The sequence below is a fragment of the Microbacterium sp. NPDC055988 genome, from assembly GCF_042269505.1.
GTDB lineage: Bacteria > Actinomycetota > Actinomycetes > Actinomycetales > Microbacteriaceae > Microbacterium.
In genome coordinates, this window is the sequence record NZ_JBHJXY010000001.1 from 581710 (window position 1) to 597975 (window position 16266).

Annotated in this window: 12 protein-coding genes; 9 read left to right on the plus strand and 3 right to left on the minus strand. The window is 68.5% G+C overall.

The genetic code is table 11. The features are described from left to right. The first annotated feature begins 183 nt into the window (after positions 1 to 183). Positions 184 to 1608 carry a dicarboxylate/amino acid:cation symporter gene (locus ACFC14_RS02990; RefSeq protein ID WP_376101149.1) on the plus strand — a complete coding sequence of 475 codons (1425 nt, stop codon included), beginning with the start codon at positions 184 to 186 and terminating at the stop codon, positions 1606 to 1608. A 23-nt stretch (positions 1609 to 1631) separates the two neighbouring features. Here ACFC14_RS02990 and ACFC14_RS02995 read toward each other — a convergent pair whose 3' ends face one another. Then, positions 1632 to 3401 carry a cation:proton antiporter gene (locus ACFC14_RS02995; protein WP_376101150.1) on the minus strand — a complete coding sequence of 590 codons (1770 nt, stop codon included), beginning with the start codon at positions 3399 to 3401 and terminating at the stop codon, positions 1632 to 1634. A gap of 161 nt (positions 3402 to 3562) precedes the next feature. Here ACFC14_RS02995 and ACFC14_RS03000 point away from each other — a divergent pair, with 161 nt between their 5' ends. Beyond that, on the plus strand, positions 3563 to 4609 hold the full coding sequence (locus tag ACFC14_RS03000; RefSeq protein WP_376101151.1) for an LLM class flavin-dependent oxidoreductase: 1047 nt from the start codon (positions 3563 to 3565) through the stop codon (positions 4607 to 4609). Positions 4610 to 4734: 125 nt separating this feature from the next. After that, a complete protein-coding gene (locus ACFC14_RS03005) occupies positions 4735 to 4944 on the plus strand; it encodes a methyltransferase (RefSeq protein WP_136041584.1) in 210 nt (69 codons plus the stop codon). Positions 4945 to 4989: 45 nt separating this feature from the next. On the opposite strand, the gene pheA is transcribed toward ACFC14_RS03005, so the two are convergent. Next, a complete protein-coding gene (gene pheA / locus ACFC14_RS03010) occupies positions 4990 to 5940 on the minus strand; it encodes a prephenate dehydratase (protein ID WP_376101152.1) in 951 nt (316 codons plus the stop codon). A 78-nt stretch (positions 5941 to 6018) separates the two neighbouring features. Between pheA and pgm the strand changes: the two genes are divergently transcribed. From pgm to ACFC14_RS03040, 6 genes are all read left to right on the plus strand, one after another. Further along, on the plus strand, positions 6019 to 7662 hold the full coding sequence (gene pgm, locus ACFC14_RS03015) for a phosphoglucomutase (alpha-D-glucose-1,6-bisphosphate-dependent) (protein ID WP_376101153.1): 1644 nt from the start codon (positions 6019 to 6021) through the stop codon (positions 7660 to 7662). 173 nt (positions 7663 to 7835) lie between these two features. Continuing rightward, a complete protein-coding gene (locus ACFC14_RS03020; RefSeq protein ID WP_376101154.1) occupies positions 7836 to 8117 on the plus strand; it encodes a hypothetical protein in 282 nt (93 codons plus the stop codon). 8 nt (positions 8118 to 8125) lie between these two features. Next, positions 8126 to 8659 carry a hypothetical protein gene (locus ACFC14_RS03025; RefSeq protein ID WP_376101155.1) on the plus strand — a complete coding sequence of 178 codons (534 nt, stop codon included), beginning with the start codon at positions 8126 to 8128 and terminating at the stop codon, positions 8657 to 8659. After that, positions 8660 to 9775, plus strand: coding sequence for a peptidoglycan-binding protein (locus ACFC14_RS03030; protein WP_376101156.1), 1116 nt, complete (start codon positions 8660 to 8662; stop codon positions 9773 to 9775). After that, on the plus strand, positions 9772 to 10425 hold the full coding sequence (locus ACFC14_RS03035) for an ABC transporter ATP-binding protein (protein ID WP_376101157.1): 654 nt from the start codon (positions 9772 to 9774) through the stop codon (positions 10423 to 10425). The genes ACFC14_RS03030 and ACFC14_RS03035 overlap by 4 nt, the downstream gene beginning before the upstream one ends. Positions 10426 to 10472: 47 nt before the next feature. After that, positions 10473 to 11516 carry an FtsX-like permease family protein gene (locus tag ACFC14_RS03040; protein WP_376101158.1) on the plus strand — a complete coding sequence of 348 codons (1044 nt, stop codon included), beginning with the start codon at positions 10473 to 10475 and terminating at the stop codon, positions 11514 to 11516. 9 nt (positions 11517 to 11525) lie between these two features. Here ACFC14_RS03040 and ACFC14_RS03045 read toward each other — a convergent pair whose 3' ends face one another. Beyond that, positions 11526 to 16247 carry a carboxypeptidase regulatory-like domain-containing protein gene (locus ACFC14_RS03045; protein WP_376101159.1) on the minus strand — a complete coding sequence of 1574 codons (4722 nt, stop codon included), beginning with the start codon at positions 16245 to 16247 and terminating at the stop codon, positions 11526 to 11528. Between the last annotated feature and the right edge of the window lie 19 nt (positions 16248 to 16266).

Genomic DNA, 16266 nt, shown 5'->3' on the forward strand with positions numbered 1-16266 from the left:
CCGCTCGTGGCGCGTTCAGGCGGCAGGAAGTGCGACCGGAACCAGGCCTGCCGGCTACACCGAGCGGATTCAGGTTCGAGCGTCATCCGGCGTCACATCCGCCCAGGGAATTCCCAGGCAGACATAGCGTTGAGCCTCGACAGCGCGCACTCGGCGCGCCTCGATTTCTGGAGTCCCCACCCCATGAGCACCACCGCACGCGCCCAGAAGGCGCCTGACACTCGCGGGCCGGTCCGGAAGCTGCTGACCTCGTTCGGCTTCCAGATCCTCGCAGCCCTCGTCCTCGGCATCGCCGCCGGTCTGATCGGCCGCCAGCTCGGAGCCACGGCAGAGAACCCGAACGGCCTGTCGGCAACCCTCGACACGATCGGCAACTCGTACGTGACGCTGCTGCGCGCCGCCGTCGTCCCGCTGATCTTCACGGCCATCGTCGCCAGCATCTCGAACCTGCGTCGCGTGCAGAACGCCGCCCGCCTGGCCGGCCAGACCATCCTGTGGTTCGCGTTCACCGCCTTCATCGCCGTGATCATCGGCATCGTCCTCGGCCTCGTGATCCAGCCCGGCAGCCGCGCCGGCGAGGGCCTCGAGACCGGCGAACCGTACACCGTCGGCACCTGGTGGAACTTCCTGCTGGGCCTGATCCCGCAGAACTTCCTCGGCCTCACGGTCAGCACGTCGCCCGGCGAAGCCGACGGAACGTTCTCGTCGAGCGTCGGCTTCAACATCCTGCAGGTCATCGTGGTCGCGGCCGTCATCGGCATCGCGGCGCTCAAGTCCGGCAAGAAGGCCGAGCCCTTCCTCGTCTTCACCGAGTCGCTGCTGAAGGTCATCCAGCGCGTGCTGTGGTGGATCATCCGCATCGCCCCGCTCGGCACGTTCGGCCTCATCGGCTCGGCCGTGATCAAGTACGGCTGGGAGAAGCTCGCCTCCCTCGGCTGGTTCGCCGCCGCCGTGTACATCGGCCTCGCGCTCGTGCTGTTCGTCGTGTACCCGATCCTGGTGCGCACGCACGGCCTGTCGATCAAGCAGTACTTCTCGGGTGTGTGGCCCGCCGTACAGCTGGCCTTCGTCAGCCGTTCCTCGATCGGCACGCTGCCGCTCACGGAGCGCGTCACCGAGCGCAACCTGGGCGTCCCCCGCTCCTACGCCTCCTTCGCCGTGCCGCTGGGCGCAACCACGAAGATGGACGGATGCGCCGCGATCTACCCGGCCATCGCCGCGATCTTCGTCGCGCAGTTCTTCGGCATCGAGCTGAACTTCGTGCAGTACCTGCTGATCGTGATCGTCTCGGTCGTCGGCTCCGCCGCCACCGCCGGCACCACCGGCGCGGTCGTCATGCTCACCCTGACGCTGTCGACCCTGGGCCTGCCGCTCGAAGGCGTCGGACTGCTGCTCGCGATCGACCCGATCCTCGACATGGGCCGCACCGCGGTCAACGTCGCGGGTCAGGCACTGATCCCGACGATCGTCGCCAAGCGCGAAGGCATCCTGAACGAGGAGCTCTACAACGCTCCCCGCGAGGGCCTGCCCTTCGCCGACGACTCCGGAGACGACGACGCTCCCGAGGCGGATGCCACCTCGGACAAGGAGCCGGTCGGCGCGCGCTGACCCGCCCACGGCCCGAGAGCGCCTCACCCCTTCGCGGGGTGAGGCGCTCTCGTGTCTCGGGGCCAGGCGCGGCCGGGCTGGCGCGTGACACCGCGGGTGTCGAGTGCGAGCTCCTCGGCATCCATCGCCGCGATGAGCTCGCGCATCACCTCTTCGTCGAGATTGCCCGCGTCTCGCTCGGCGAGGAGGATCTCGCGGCGCACCTGCAGCCACCCCTTCGTCAGGGCCACGAGGTCGTCGTAGGACGGTCGGCTCGCGGCATCCTCCACCTTCTGGGCCTCGTCGGTGTCCTTCTCGACGCGGGTCATGCGCTTGGTGAAGGCATCGAAGACACTCAGATCGACCTCGCCGTACTTCGCCTCCCACTCGCGGCGCTTCTCGGCGAGGAACTCCTTGCCGGCCTCACGGCTCTTCGCCCTGACTGCGGCGAGAGCCTCTTCGTCTTCCTTCTCATCGGTGTCGCTGGCGATCCCGAGGCTGCGGATGAGCAGGGGCAGCGTGAGCCCCTGCAACAGGAGAGTGCCCACGGTGACGATGAAGGCGACCACCACGATGGCATGCGAGGCCTCGGTGTCGAGCGTCGCGAGGTCGGCGGCGGCCACGGCGATCGCGAGAGTGACCACTCCGCGCATCCCCGCCCAGGAGATGACGGCACTGTCCTTCCAGGTGAGCTTGAGCCCTGCCATCCGGTCGCGCACGATCTGACTGCGCAGCTCGTCGGCCGTGTAGTCCCCCCAGCGACGGGACTTGCGGTGCCGCTTCTCGAACTCACCGCTCTGCACACCGCGATCCCACCGTTCGAGCTTCCGGCGGTCCTGGAAGTTCGCCCAGGCACTCGTCGGGTAGATGTAGAGAGGTCTCACGATCAGGACCACGAGCAGGACGGCGCCGGACAGCAGCAGGATGTGCCCGACCGACTCGCTGCCGAGATCGCGGAGCACGCGCGGGAACTGCAGCCCGATGTACGCGAACACGAAGCTCTCCAGCAGCAGGTCGGCCGAGAGCCAGAGCGGCTTCTCCTGCTGACGGGTCGTGTAGTCGGTGCGCGGGGAGTTGTAGCCGACGTAGAGACCCATCGCGACGACGGCGAGGACCCCGGAGCCCAGCAGATGCTCGGCGATCGCGTAGGCCCCGAAGGGAGCGAGGAGCCCGAACGTGCCGATCACGACCGCATCGCTGATGCGCATCCGCAGCTGATGCAGGACGATCCCGAACACGAGGCCGATACCGACACCGATCGCGACCGCGAGCAGGAACTGCCCGATGCCCTCCCAGACCGAGACCGTCGCCCCCGCCAGGATCGCCGCGAACACCCGGTACAGCGTGAGCGAGGTGGCGTCGTTGATGAGGCTCTCGCCCGAGAGGACGGTCATGATCCGGCGCGGCAGACCGAGGCGGCGGCCGATCGCCGCGGCGGACACCGCGTCGGGCGGGGCGACGATCGCGCCGAGCAGCAGCGCGCCGGGGAGGGTGAGCGCGGGGAAGATCCACCAGGCCACGAAGCCGACCGCGAGCGCGGTGATCAGCACCAGCCAGATGCCGAGCCGACGGATCTGCGGCAGGCTGCGCTTGAATCCGACGAAGGACACGTCCAGTGCGGCCGAGTACAGCAGCGGCGGCAGCACCAGGCTTAGGAGCAGGTGCCCGTCGATGTCGATGTCGGGGACGAACGGGAGGAACGATACGGCGAGCGCGACGACCGTCACGAGCAGCGGTGCCGGCCACCCCCGTGAGCGTGCGAACGCCGCCACCGCGACCGAGCCGACGAGGACGTAGAAGATACCCGCTTCCATGAGGGAAGCGTATCGCCGCCGACTTGCCAGCCCAGACCCCGGGCTGCCGCCGAAACCCCGGGCCGCGTGCAGCCACACCCCGGGGTCTCGGCGGGAAAGCGGGGTCTCGGCAGGTGGGACAAGGGGGAATGGAGGCGGCACGCCGCGCGTTGCAGGAGAGGATGTCCGATACAGCCCTCTCCGTCCTCGACCTCGTCCCGGTTCGCGCCGGCCAGACCAGTGCCGAGGCCATCGCCGCCTCCCTGTCCCTCGCCGAGATCGCCGACCGGCTCGGCTACCGCCGCTACTGGTTCGCCGAGCACCACAACATGCCGTCGGTGGCATCCACCACTCCTCCGGTGCTGATCGCCGCAGCGGCCACCCGCACCTCCCGCATGCGTCTGGGCTCCGGCGGCGTGATGCTGCCGAACCACGCCCCGCTCATCGTCGCCGAGCAGTTCGCCGCGCTCGAGGCCATCGCACCCGGACGCATCGACCTGGGCCTCGGCCGCGCCCCCGGCAGCGACCCCGTCATCACCCAGCTGCTGCGCGGCTCGGGCACCACGAGCGACGTCGAGCAGTTCCCCCGCCACGTGCAGGACATCGCGGCGCTGCTCTCGGCCGAGGGCGCCGCGCTGCGGTTCACCTCGGGTGGCGAGTACACCGTGCGCGCGACGCCGTCCGCGACCGGCACCCCCGAGGTGTGGCTGCTCGGTTCGAGCGACTACTCCGCACAGCTGGCCGCGTCGCACGGTCTGCCCTACGTCTTCGCGAACCACTTCTCGGGGCAGGGCCTCGAGCGCGCGCTCGATCTTTACCGCACCGGCTACCGGCCGAGCGAGGAGCACCCGGTGCCACGCACCTTCCTCACGGTCAACGCCGTCGCCGCGCCCACGCAGGAGGAGGCGGAGGCCCGTGCCCTGCCTCAGCTGCGCATGATGGCCCGACTGCGGCTGAACCAGCCGCTCGCCGCTCTCGAGACAGTCGAGCAGGCGGCCGCCGCCGAGACGAACGCCGCGACGGACGAGGTCGTACAGGCTGCGCGCTCGCGGTGGATCGTCGGAACGGGTGAGAGTGTGTCCGCGGAGGTCAGCGCCTTCGCCGAACGGTACGGCGTCGACGAGGTCATGCTGTCTCCGGTCGCCGGCGCCTACGACGCCGAGCCGAACGACGCGCCGACCGGTCGTGCACAGACGCTGGAGCTCATCGCCGCCGCACTCCTCCGCTGACCCCGCACGCCTGTCAAGCCCTGGCTTTCCCGCCGGCACAGGCGTAGCGTCACCAGCAGTGCCGTCGACAGGGGCGCAGCCCCTTCGGCGATCGCACTGTCGGCAGCAGCAGAAGGAGTTCGATGATGAGCACCACCAAGACTCTCGCCCTCTGGGTCGCCTACGGCCGCAACGGCGTCGTCGGCAGCATCCGCCACGATGACACCGGTTACACCGTGACCATGGTCGGCTCCGACGAGGTGACCGGAACATATCCGAACCTCGCTTCGGCGAAGGGCGCCCTGCATTCCCATATGGCTCCGGGCAGCGATTGGCCGCGCTTCCAGGAGCACTGAGCCGCGTCATCCGCCTGATCGTGCTGGGCGGTCGGGCGGGTGACGTCAGACGTCGGGTTCGCCGGAGAGGATGCCGCGCAGCCAGTCGCGCGCCTCGATGAAGACGTCATCGGAGTAGCGCTCGGGATAGTGCACGATCTGCCGGTCGGCGCGCGGATACGAACCGAGGAACACCACCCGGGGGCTGAACCGACGGATGCCGAGGAGCGCATCGGCCATGCGCTCGTGCTCGATGTGGCCGTCGGCGTCGATCACGAACCGGTAGCGGCCGAGCTCGTCACCGATCGGCCGGGACTCGATGAGCGACAGGTTGATGCCGCGGGTCGAGAACTGCTCGAGCATCTCGAGGAGCGAACCGGGGTGGTCGTGCGGCAGCTCGACGATCAGCGAGGTCTTGTCCGCTCCGGTCGGCTCAGGCGAACGGGTCGTGCGGGTGACCAGCACGAAGCGGGTCACGGCCTGGGCGTTGTCGCCGATGCCCTCCGCGAGCACGTCGACGTCGTAGTGGTTCACGATGCCGGGCGCCGCGATGGCCGCCTGCGCGGGGAGCGTGCCCTCGAGGACGCCGATCGCGGAGGCGACGTTGCTCGATGCGGGCACGTGCGAGTGCGAGGGCAGGTGCTCGCCGAGCCAGCCGTGGCACTGGGCGTAGGCGACCGGATGCGCCGCGATCACCTCGACCTGGTCGAGCGTGGTTCCCCGCGGCGCGACGAGCACGAAGTTCACCCGCACCAGATACTCGCCGACGATGCGCAGGCCGGGGAGCGTCGCGAGGGCGTCCTGCGTCGTGGAGACACCGCCCTCGATCGAGTTCTCGATCGCGATCATCGCGGCATCGCTGCGACCCTCGAGAACATCGGCCAGCGCCTCGCCCACGTTGTGCACGGAGCGCCACTGCTGACCGCGAGCCTCTGCCACCTGTTCCAGCGCTGCCTCCGTGAAGGTTCCGGCGGGGCCCAGATAGCTGTAGGTACGGCGTTCAGTCACGGGTTTCACCTTATCCCTCAGCCGACAGTCCGATATGCGGATGACTTCGCGGATGCGAACCTGCCGATCAGGGGGCAGACTGAAGAGATGACCAGCCGTGCCGGCCTCCCCGCGGAGGAAAGTGACCTGATCGATGTCGACGAGCTGATCGCCGCTTACTACGACCGCACGCCGAACCCCGACGCCCCGGCCGAGCGGGTCGTGTTCGGCACCAGCGGCCACCGGGGATCGTCGCTGTCGAACAGCTTCAACGAGAACCACATCCTCGCCACGACGCAGGCGATCGTGGACTACCGGACAGCTCAGGGCATCACCGGCCCGCTGTTCCTCGGTCGCGACACGCATGCGCTCTCGCTGCCCGCCGAGCGCAGCGCGATCGAGGTGCTGCTCGCCAACGGCGTGGACGTGCGCGTCGACTCCCGCGACTCGTGGGTGCCGACGCCGGCGCTCAGCCACGCGATCCTCACGTACAACCGCGGACGCGCGTCGGATGACCCGGGCCGCGCCGACGGCATCGTCGTGACCCCGTCGCACAATCCTCCGCGCGACGGCGGCTTCAAGTACAACCCGCCGCACGGCGGACCCGCCGACACGGATGCCACCGGCTGGATCGCCGACCGGGCGAATGCACTGATCGCCGCGGGGCTCGACGGCGTCGAGCTCGTACGCTTCGCCGACGTCGACTGGGATGGGCTCAACGGCTACGACTTCCGCGACGCCTACGTGCGCGACCTGCCCTCCATCATCGACATCGACGCGATCCGCACGGCCGGAGTCAGCATCGGCGCCGACCCCCTCGGCGGAGCATCCGTCGAGTACTGGTCGCTGATCGCCGAGATGCACGATCTCGACCTCACCGTCGTGAACCCCGAGGTCGACCCGACCTGGCGGTTCATGACCCTGGACTGGGACGAGAAGATCCGGATGGATCCGTCGTCGCCGTCGGCGATGGCCTCGCTGGTTGCGAAGAAGGGCTCATACGACGTCCTCACCGGAAACGACGCGGATGCCGACCGGCACGGCATCGTCACCCCGGATGCCGGGCTGATGAACCCGAACCACTACCTCGCCGTCGCGATCGACTATCTCTTCTCGCACCGGCAGGACTGGCCGCGGGATGCCGCGATCGGCAAGACGCTCGTGTCGTCGATGATCATCGACCGGGTCGCCGAATCGCTCGGCCGGCGCCTGCTGGAGGTGCCCGTCGGGTTCAAGTGGTTTGTGCCCGGTCTACTCGACGGCTCGGTCGCGTTCGGCGGCGAGGAGTCGGCCGGCGCGTCCTTCCTCCGCCGCGACGGCTCGGTCTGGTCGACCGACAAGGACGGCATCCTGCTGTGCCTGCTGGCCGCCGAGATCATCGCCGTCACCGGCAAGACCCCGTCGGAGCGGTACCGCGAGCTGGAGGCTGCGTTCGGGGCATCGGCCTACCAGCGCGTCGACGCTCCGGCGACGCCCGAGCAGAAGGCGACGCTCGCGAAGCTCGCTCCCGAAGCCGTGACGGCGACGACCCTCGCCGGCGAGGAGATCTCGGCGAAGCTCTCGCACGCGCCGGGCAACGGTGCGGCCATCGGCGGGCTCAAGGTGCAGACGGAGCACGCCTGGTTCGCCGCCCGGCCGTCGGGCACCGAAGACGTGTACAAGCTCTACGCCGAGAGCCTGCGCGGTCCTGAGCACCTCGCCGAGGTGCAGGCCGAGGCACGCGCTGTGGTGTCGGCCGCGCTCGGCGACTGAGACCCAGGCGCCGCCAAGACGGGTATGTCCCCCGAACGGGGGACATACTTTTCATTGCTTTTCCCCTATCGTCAGTAATGTTTTACTCATCACTGACGATAGGGAGAGGTCACCATTGTGGAAAGAAGAAGCAGGTTCGCCTGGGGCTGATAGGAACGATCAGCGCCATGGCCTTGGTCGCGATCACAGCGCTGACCGCCGCCGCGATGACGACGTACTACGGCGCACACGACTGCTATTGGCCCATGCACGCGTATGTGGAAGGCTCCGCCACGAATACTGTGACCCTGAAGATCACCGGGACGGCAGGAACGGGAACCAGGTCGGGAACCTGGGGCAACGGCGCCGTCGCCACCCGCCGCTACGTGAACAGTCCCAACGAGGATCAGCAGAGCGGCTCGGCTTACACCAATGCCTCCCGTTGGGTGTACCAGGGCTACGACTGCAGCTACTGAGGCCGGCGATGAAACGAACCGCGGCGGTGTTCGTCACCGCGATCATCGCAGCCTCAGCACTTCTCCTCGGAGGATGCGCAGGCTCAGCCCCCGAGCCGCACGCCACTGCGGAAAGCGTGGATCTGGGGATCGATCCGGAGTTCGGCAGCACCATGGCGGCTTGCATGGTCGATCGCGGATGGGACGCGGACGTCACCGGCGACGGCGGAGTGTTGAGCGACGTCCCCGAGGGACAGGAAGAGCCGTATGACGCAGACCTCGCGGAGTGCGAGAAGGAGAACGGACTCGACACGATCGCCCCCGCACTCACCGAACCCGAGTTGCGGCTGCTTTATCTCATGGAGCTGGACACGGCCGAGTGCATCCGCGTTCAGGGCCTCGATCCAGGGAACCCACCGAGCGAGCAGACGTTCGTGGACTCTGCGCTCGCCGATGGGAACGCGTGGGACCCGTACGCGGAGGTGTACACGACCTCGAACTCGCAGGTCACCGAAGACGAGTACTTCGCACTGCTCGAAAAGTGCCCCCGGCCGGGATACTAGATGTCGTCATCACCTGTCGACTCGGACTTCAGCGAGGACGTCTTCCGACGGCCTCGCCGTCGCCCGCGCGGTGCGATGTTCCTCGCGGCCCTCGCCCTGCTGGTGCTCGGCGCCGCGAGCGCGTGGGCCGTCGTGACGATCCTCCGCCCGACCGACGATCCTCTGTCCTCGGCGGGACATTCCTTCGTCGCGGTGGAACAGGGCAGCGTCGGGTACGCCGTGAACCTCAACACGATGGCTGAGTGGGCGCAGCAGCCCATCGGCACCAACCGGGCCGCGGGTATCGTCACGGATATCGCCGTCGAAGCAGGCACCGCGGTCGCCTCCGGCACGGTGCTCTACACCGTCGATCTGCGTCCGGTCGTCGTCGCTCAGGGCTCCGTTCCGATGTTCCGATCCCTCGGACTCGACAGCGCGGGCGCGGACGTTCGTCAATGGCAGGAGATGCTTCGCGACAGCGGCCAGTACGGCGGCAGCATCGACGGGGTGTTCGGCGAGGGAACCGAGGGCGCCGTCAGCCGCTGGCAGAGGACGCTCGGCGCACAGGCGTCGGGAATTGTCGACGTCGGCGACGTCATCTTTGTGCCGTCACTACCCGCGCGGGTGACGCTCGACACCGCCGTGATCAATCGCGGGGCAACGCTCACCGGGGGCGAGAGCGTCGTTCGCGGACTCTCGCCCGCACCGACCTTCCAGATCCCCGTCACCGAGGCTCAGGCGGCGATGATGCCCACCGGAACGAAAGTCGAGATCACCGCTCCGCGGGGAGAGACATGGGAGGCGACCACCGAAGCGCAACTGCGCGGTGACGATGGCGCCATTGACGTCCGTTTGAGCGCGCCGGACGGAGAGCTCATCTGCGCAACCGCGTGCAATGAGATTCCGCCTACGGGCAAGACCGCCCTCCGTTCGCGGATCATCGTCGTCGCAGAAGTCGAAGGCCTTGTCGTGCCCTCGGCGGCGCTGGTGACCGTCGCAGACGGATCGACAGCCGTTGTCGATGAGAAAGGACGGGAGGTCGCGGTGAAGGTCGTTGCGTCTGCGAAAGGGATGTCGGCGATCACCGGGGCGCGGCAGGGATTGCGCGTTCAGATCCCCGCGAGTGCGAAGAAATGAGCCCCGCGACCGGCATGAGATTGCGCGCCGATGACCTGACTTTCCGATACGACGCCGATCATCCGCTCATCGAAGACTGGTCGGCAGAATTTCCCGCCGGTTCGACAACGGCACTGACGGGCCGGTCTGGCCGCGGGAAGTCTACGGCGCTGTACCTGCTCGGCCTCATGCTGACGCCGACCAGCGGGGACGTGCTGATCGATGGGACTTCGAGCCGTGTGCTCCGCGATGCGCACCGCGCGCACCTGCGCGCCGAAAGGTTCGGATTCGTCTTTCAGGACGCCGCCCTGGACACCACGCGATCCGTGCTGGACAACGTCACCGAGACGGCTCTGTACCGCGGACTGCCTCGACACGCTCTCGAGCCGCGAGGACAAGAGCTTCTCGCACGGTTCGGCGTTGATGTGCCGGCGCGCCGCAAACCTGGGCAGGTGTCCGGGGGTCAGGCACAGCGCATCGCTCTCTGCCGGGCTCTCCTCAACGCTCCGGACATTCTCCTGGCCGATGAACCCACGGGAAACTTGGACCCGACGACTGCGAGCGTCGTCGTCGGGGCACTGCAGGATCATGCCCGCGCGGGGGCCGCTGTCATCATCGTCACGCACTCCCCCGAGGTCGCGAGCGCGTGCGACCGGGAGATCACACTGTGATCGGTCCCGTTCTCCGCGAATCCCGAGCGTCGATCCGCTCCCAACCGGTGGCTTCCATCATCACGGTCCTGATGGTCGTGGGCATGATCGTCGTCGTCATGCTCACCACCGGGCGCACCGTCGGCGCAGAGCAGAACGTTCTCAACTCCATCGACTCCGCAGGCACGCGCTCGATAGCGATCCGCGCCGATCCCGATTCCGGCCTCACCGCCGACGTTCTCGACCGGATCGACGGGATCGAAGGGATCGAGTGGGCCGCGGGCTTGTCGGCTGCGGTGGATGCCACCAATTCGCGCGTGCCAGGCGGGGCGCACGTTCCCGTTCGCCTCGCCTACGGCGCCGACCTCGAGCGACTAGGAATACCCCATGAATCCCCCTTACCCGGCGCCCTGGTTTGGGAGTCGGATCAGGCGGCTGAGCAGCTCGGCACTCCAGACTTCGTCGGTGGAGTCTCCATCGTCGACTCGGGCGGGTCGTTCGGCATAGGCGGGCGACTTGAGGTTCCAGACTTTCTTCGGAGATTCGAGCCTCTGGCGCTGGTCCCACACCCCGTCGATGGCGACGAGCCGATTGCTGTCCTTATCGTCATCGCCACGTCGCCCGAACTCGTCCGCCCGATCAGTGAGACAGTCGTATCTCTGCTCGGCGTCGAGGACGCCTCGAAGACGAAGGTACAGACGAGTGAGGCGCTGGCCGATCTGCGAGGACTGATCGACGCGCAACTCCGCGGATTCTCCCGAGGCCTCGTGATCGCTCTGCTCACTCTGACCGCCCTTCTGGTCGCTGTTCTGCAGTACGGCCTGGTGCTGATGCGGCGAAAGGACTTCGGCCGGAGGAGGGCGCTCGGGGCGAGTCGCGCGCTCATCGTCACCCTCCTCCTGACGCAGACCGCGATGCTCTGCGTCATCGGCACCGGGATCGGAATCGGCATCTCGCTCGTCATGCTCGCCGCGAGCGGCGACCCCTGGCCAGGGGCGACCTTCACCGGAGCGCTGACAGTGGTCGCTGTGAACACCACTCTCATCGCTGCCATCGCTCCGGCGATTCTGGCGAGCCGTCGAGAACCGATCAACGAACTCAGAATCCCGTGACTTCTGTCGTCAGCGCTTGATGTAGGCCTCCGCCTGCTTCTTGACCGCGTCGGTCACGACACCCGTGCCACCCAGGATCACGATCTTCTGCGGCTTCAGACGCGCCAACTCCGCCGCAACCACCGGCGGCAACGCCCCCGGCTCCGTCAACAGCACCGGACCACCGAAGTGACCAGCCGCCGCCGCACCCGCCAACGCATCCGGGAAATCCCGCCCGTTCGCGAGATACACCACCGGCACACCGGCCGTCGGGAACGACGCCACCGACACCGCCACAGCCGTCTCATACCGACCCGGCCCCGACTGACGAGACACCGCGGCGGCCGCCGCCGGGGTGACGGCGGAAGAGGCTGCGGACGTCGGAGAGTATCCGACCGCGTTGGTCGCCTTCACCGTGAAGGTGTAGGCCGTTCCGTTCGCGAGGCCGGTGACCGTCGCGGTCGTGGCACCCGTGGTCGTGACGGTCTTGCCGCCGGGCTGCGCCGTCACCGCATAGCCGGTGATCGCAGACCCGCCGTTCGAGGTCGGCGCCTTCCACGAGACCGTCGCCTGACCGTTGCCGGCCACCGCCGTGACTGCGGTGGGGGCGCCCGGAGCCTTCGGTGGGGCCAGCGGGGTGACCGTCGCCGACACGGCCGACGGCACGGATGTCCCCACCGCGTTCGTCGCCGTGACGAGGAACTTGTACGCGGTGCCGTTCGTCAACCCGGTGACTGTCGCGGTGGTCGCCCCCGTCGTCGTCACCTTCGCTCCGCCCGGCGACGCGGTCACGGTATAGCCCGTGATCGCGGACCCGCCGTTCGCGGTCGGCGCCGTCCACGACACCACCACCTGCCCGTCGCCCGGGACCACCGACACCGCGGTCGGAGCCCCCGGAACCGTCAACGGCTTCGGAGTGGTGAACGAGACTCGGGGCGATTCCGCACTGCTGCCCACCGCATTGATCGCGGTCACCGACGCCGCATAGGTCGTCTGCGCGGTCAGTCCCGTGAGCGAGAAGGACTGCCCGGTGACGGCGACCTCCCGGACGAGCTGTCCCCCGGTGTAGATCCGCACCGAGTAGCCGGTCACGGGCGAGCCGCCGGAGTCGGGTGCCGTCCAGTCGAGCTGAGCGGCCGTCGGCTGCAGCTTCGATGCGACAGGTACCGTCGGAGCCTTCGGAACCGTCGGCTTCGCCTTCACGGTCAGCGTCGCGATATCGGTGGTCTTCGTCGTTCCGCCCGAGGTGAAGACGGCCCGGAACCCTGTGCCGGAGTCGGCCACCGTCCCCGTAAATGCGAGCGTCGTGTCCGTCGCCCCCGCGATCGCAGTGAAGGTCGAGGCCCCCGGCTTACGCTTCTCCCACCGGATCGTCGGTGCCGTCGCACCCGAGGCAGTGGCGCGGAAGGTCGCGGTCTCACCGTCGGTCACGCTGACGTCGGCGGGCTGTCGCTGGATCGTGAACTCGTCGCTGATGGACTGCTCGGGGGTGCGCGGATCCTCGCCGGCGGCGAGTGCTCGCAGCTGAAGCGGGACGCTCAGGGTCCCTCCGGCAGACACCTCGACGGCATCCGCCTCGCTCAACGTCTTCTTGCCATCGAACCAGGTCGTGCCCGTGGCCGGCGAGTACACGTACAGGCCGTACGTTCCCGCCTCCACCGGTGGCAGCGTGTAGGTCCCGTCCGCGTCCGTGGTGGTCTCGACGTCGAGGATGGTTCCTCCCGGCGTGGCACCGAACATCTGCGTCAGGGGTGCGAAGACGGCCCCGAGCCCCGTGGCCGGCAGCGTCGCGAGGCCGACCGTGGCCCCCGCGAGCGCGTTGCCGTCGGCATCGAGCACCGACCCGATGATGACGCCGCCGAGCCGCATGGAGGCATCGACGGCAGTGACCGGCTTGCCCGCGACGCTGATCTTCGTCGCGGATGCCGAGGTGGTGGCATCCTTCCACCACTCCTCGACGTACAGTCCGCTCCAGTTCACGAAGCGCACGGTGTAGGTGCCGTCAGCGAGGGCGGGAGTGCGATAGGTGCCGTCGGCGGCAGTGGTCGCCGAGGCGACGATCTCCTCGTCGGCGTTCCAGACATCGACCTGGATGCCGGGCAGCGGATTGGTCGTATTCTCGCCGGTCACCCGACCGCTCAGACGCTGGCCCTTCGCAAGCGCGAAGGTGATGTCCTTCAGGTCCGCGCCCGCGACGGTGACGCGCCGGGTTGCGGCCGAATAGATGGCGGAGTCCTCCGCCGCGACGACATCCCAGGCGCCGGGCGACCCGACCACGACCCGGTAGGTTCCGTCGGACTGGGTCATGCCGTAGGCGTAGGCGTAGGAGTCGGGCGACTGCGCCCTCACGGATGCCCCGAACACCGGCTCGCCGGTCGCCGCGTCGGTCAGGCGTCCGCTGACCGTCCAGCCCCGCTGAGTCGTGATGTCGAGCACCGTCTGCTTTCCGGCGACGACGGTGATCGGCGTCGTGGTCTCGCGCAGCGCATCGCCGTTCGGAGAGTATCCGGCGGTGCGCACCCGGTACACCCCGGGTTCCACGGCGAACCCGAACTGCACGCCGGTCGCGTTCGAGGAATCCACGTAGTTCCACCACTCGCCGTCCTGGCGTTCGATCGTCACGTCGACGCGCGCGATCTCCGATCCGTCGGTGGTCCTCAGCGCTCCCGTGACGTTCAGGTCCTTGCGCAGATCGAAGTCGACCCCGCCGAAGACCTCGCCGGGGACGACGGTGATCGGCGTGAACCCGTCGGGCGAGCCGTCGCCGTTCCAGTAGACGTCGTCCACCCAGGCGATCCACGTGCCCGTCAGTCCGGAGACCTTCCACTGCACAGCGGAGCCGTCGGTGGTCGACACCGCGAGGGAGCGCTGCGCGGAGCCGTCCTGTCTGGTCAGTGTGAGCCAGTACGTCTCCCCCGCGATGGCCGGCGTGAGGGTTCCGCTGATCGTGCCGCCGAGGACGGCGGTGACATCGGCGCGGAACGTCGCATCGAGGCCGAGCTCGATCACGGCGGCAGCCGGGTCGTTCGCGGTGGCCCCGTACCAGACGTCGGCGACGCCGCTGGTGCCCGAGGTGATCTCGACGACGTAGTTCTCACGGTTCAGACCCTTGACCGTGTAGCGTCCCTGCGCATCCGTGGTCGCGGTGGCGACGGGCTGGTAGGTGTCGTGCGCCGCGAACACGGAAACCGTGGCGCCCTTCACCGCGGTCCCGTTCGCGAACGACACCGTGCCGGTGATGGAGCCGCCCTTCACGGCGACGAAGTCGATGCCGTCGCAGACCGTACCGTCCGTCGTCGCGCGCACGAGATCGGCCTCGGCGGCACTCCGCTTGCCGTCGTACCACTGCTGGACCGTGCCGGAGTAACCTCCCTGCGTCAGGCTCACGGTGTAGTCGCCGACCGGGAGCGCGTACGACGTGTACGTCCCGTCGGCCCTCGTGGTCACCGACCCGTATTCCGTGCTGCCTCGGGAGAAGTGGACGACGTCGCCCGCGCGCGGTGTCCCGTCGGTATCGGTCGAGGTGCCGGTGATCATCACTCCCGCCTTCGTCACCGCGTCATAGCCGCTGAGTGACGGAGTCGCCGCGTTGATCGTGATGATCCCTGCGCTCTCCCAGTCGTCCACGCCAGGCCAATAGACAGACGGGCCGCCGGCGAAAAAGGCGAGGTTGTAGCTTCCGGGGACAACGTTGACGAGGGTGTATCTGCCATCTGCACCGGACACGGCTGATCGCCCGGAGTTCTCCCCCGCCCAGGGCTGCGGGGCGATCGACACGCTCGCTCCCTCGACCGGATTGCCGCCGGCATCGCGAACGGTACCGCTGATCGTTCGGGAGGACACGGTGGCACCGATCCCGATTCCCGTGACGGAGCCGCGGACGACGATCGAGGTCGCCGTCTCGGAGGTGGTGCCACCGTGATACGCCGAGATGCCGACGCCGTACGCGTGGACCGCTGCTTCATACGTTCCGGCGGGGACCGTCAGCGACCATTTGGTCTCGCCTGTCTGGATCGCGAGTGGCATGTCGAACAAGGCGGTCGCCGAAGCAAGCTCCAGCTGGGCGTCGGTCTGCGACAGAGGCCCCGTGACAGTGACCGAACCGGAGACGACGTGGCCGGCGACCAAGGTGATGTCGCCGAGGGTGGAGGTCGTGGCGACGGGTTCGAGAGACCATTGACCCTCCTGATACCCCGTACCGGGAATGAGGGTGCCGCCGGAGCTGATCGTGCCACCCACATGCCCGGAGCCCGGGCGCACGATGAGCCGGAACGGACGGGCCGTCTCGACCTTCATCGTGAACGTCCCGCTCGCGCCGGTCGTGTACGTCGCCAGGATGCCGGAGTCGTCGCCGTACATCGCCTGGGCAGTGAGGTTCACGCCCCTCGCCGCTGCGCCGGCGGGGGTCACGAAGCGTCCGGACACGGTGACCGTCACCACCTCGCCGTAGCTCGATTCGGGCGGGCCCGCCTCGGCCGTCGCCGCAGCTGCGGTGCGCGTCTGCGTCGCGGGGGCATCGCGGGAAGACGCATCGTCGGAGGCGGCATCACGGGACGAGACGTCGCCGAGCTGGGTGCTGATCTGCGCTCCGTGAGCCGCCGACACCACCGCCGGGTCGTCGCTGACCAGATCCGGCGCGGCTGCGGTGATTAGCGTCGGCGCCGCGGGGACCCACTCCGCCGCGACGGCGGGCACAGCGGAGGAGGCGATCAGCGCGAGCGCGGTAAGCAGGACCCCGCCGGAGCGGAGCATGCGGGACCGGAGTGACCGG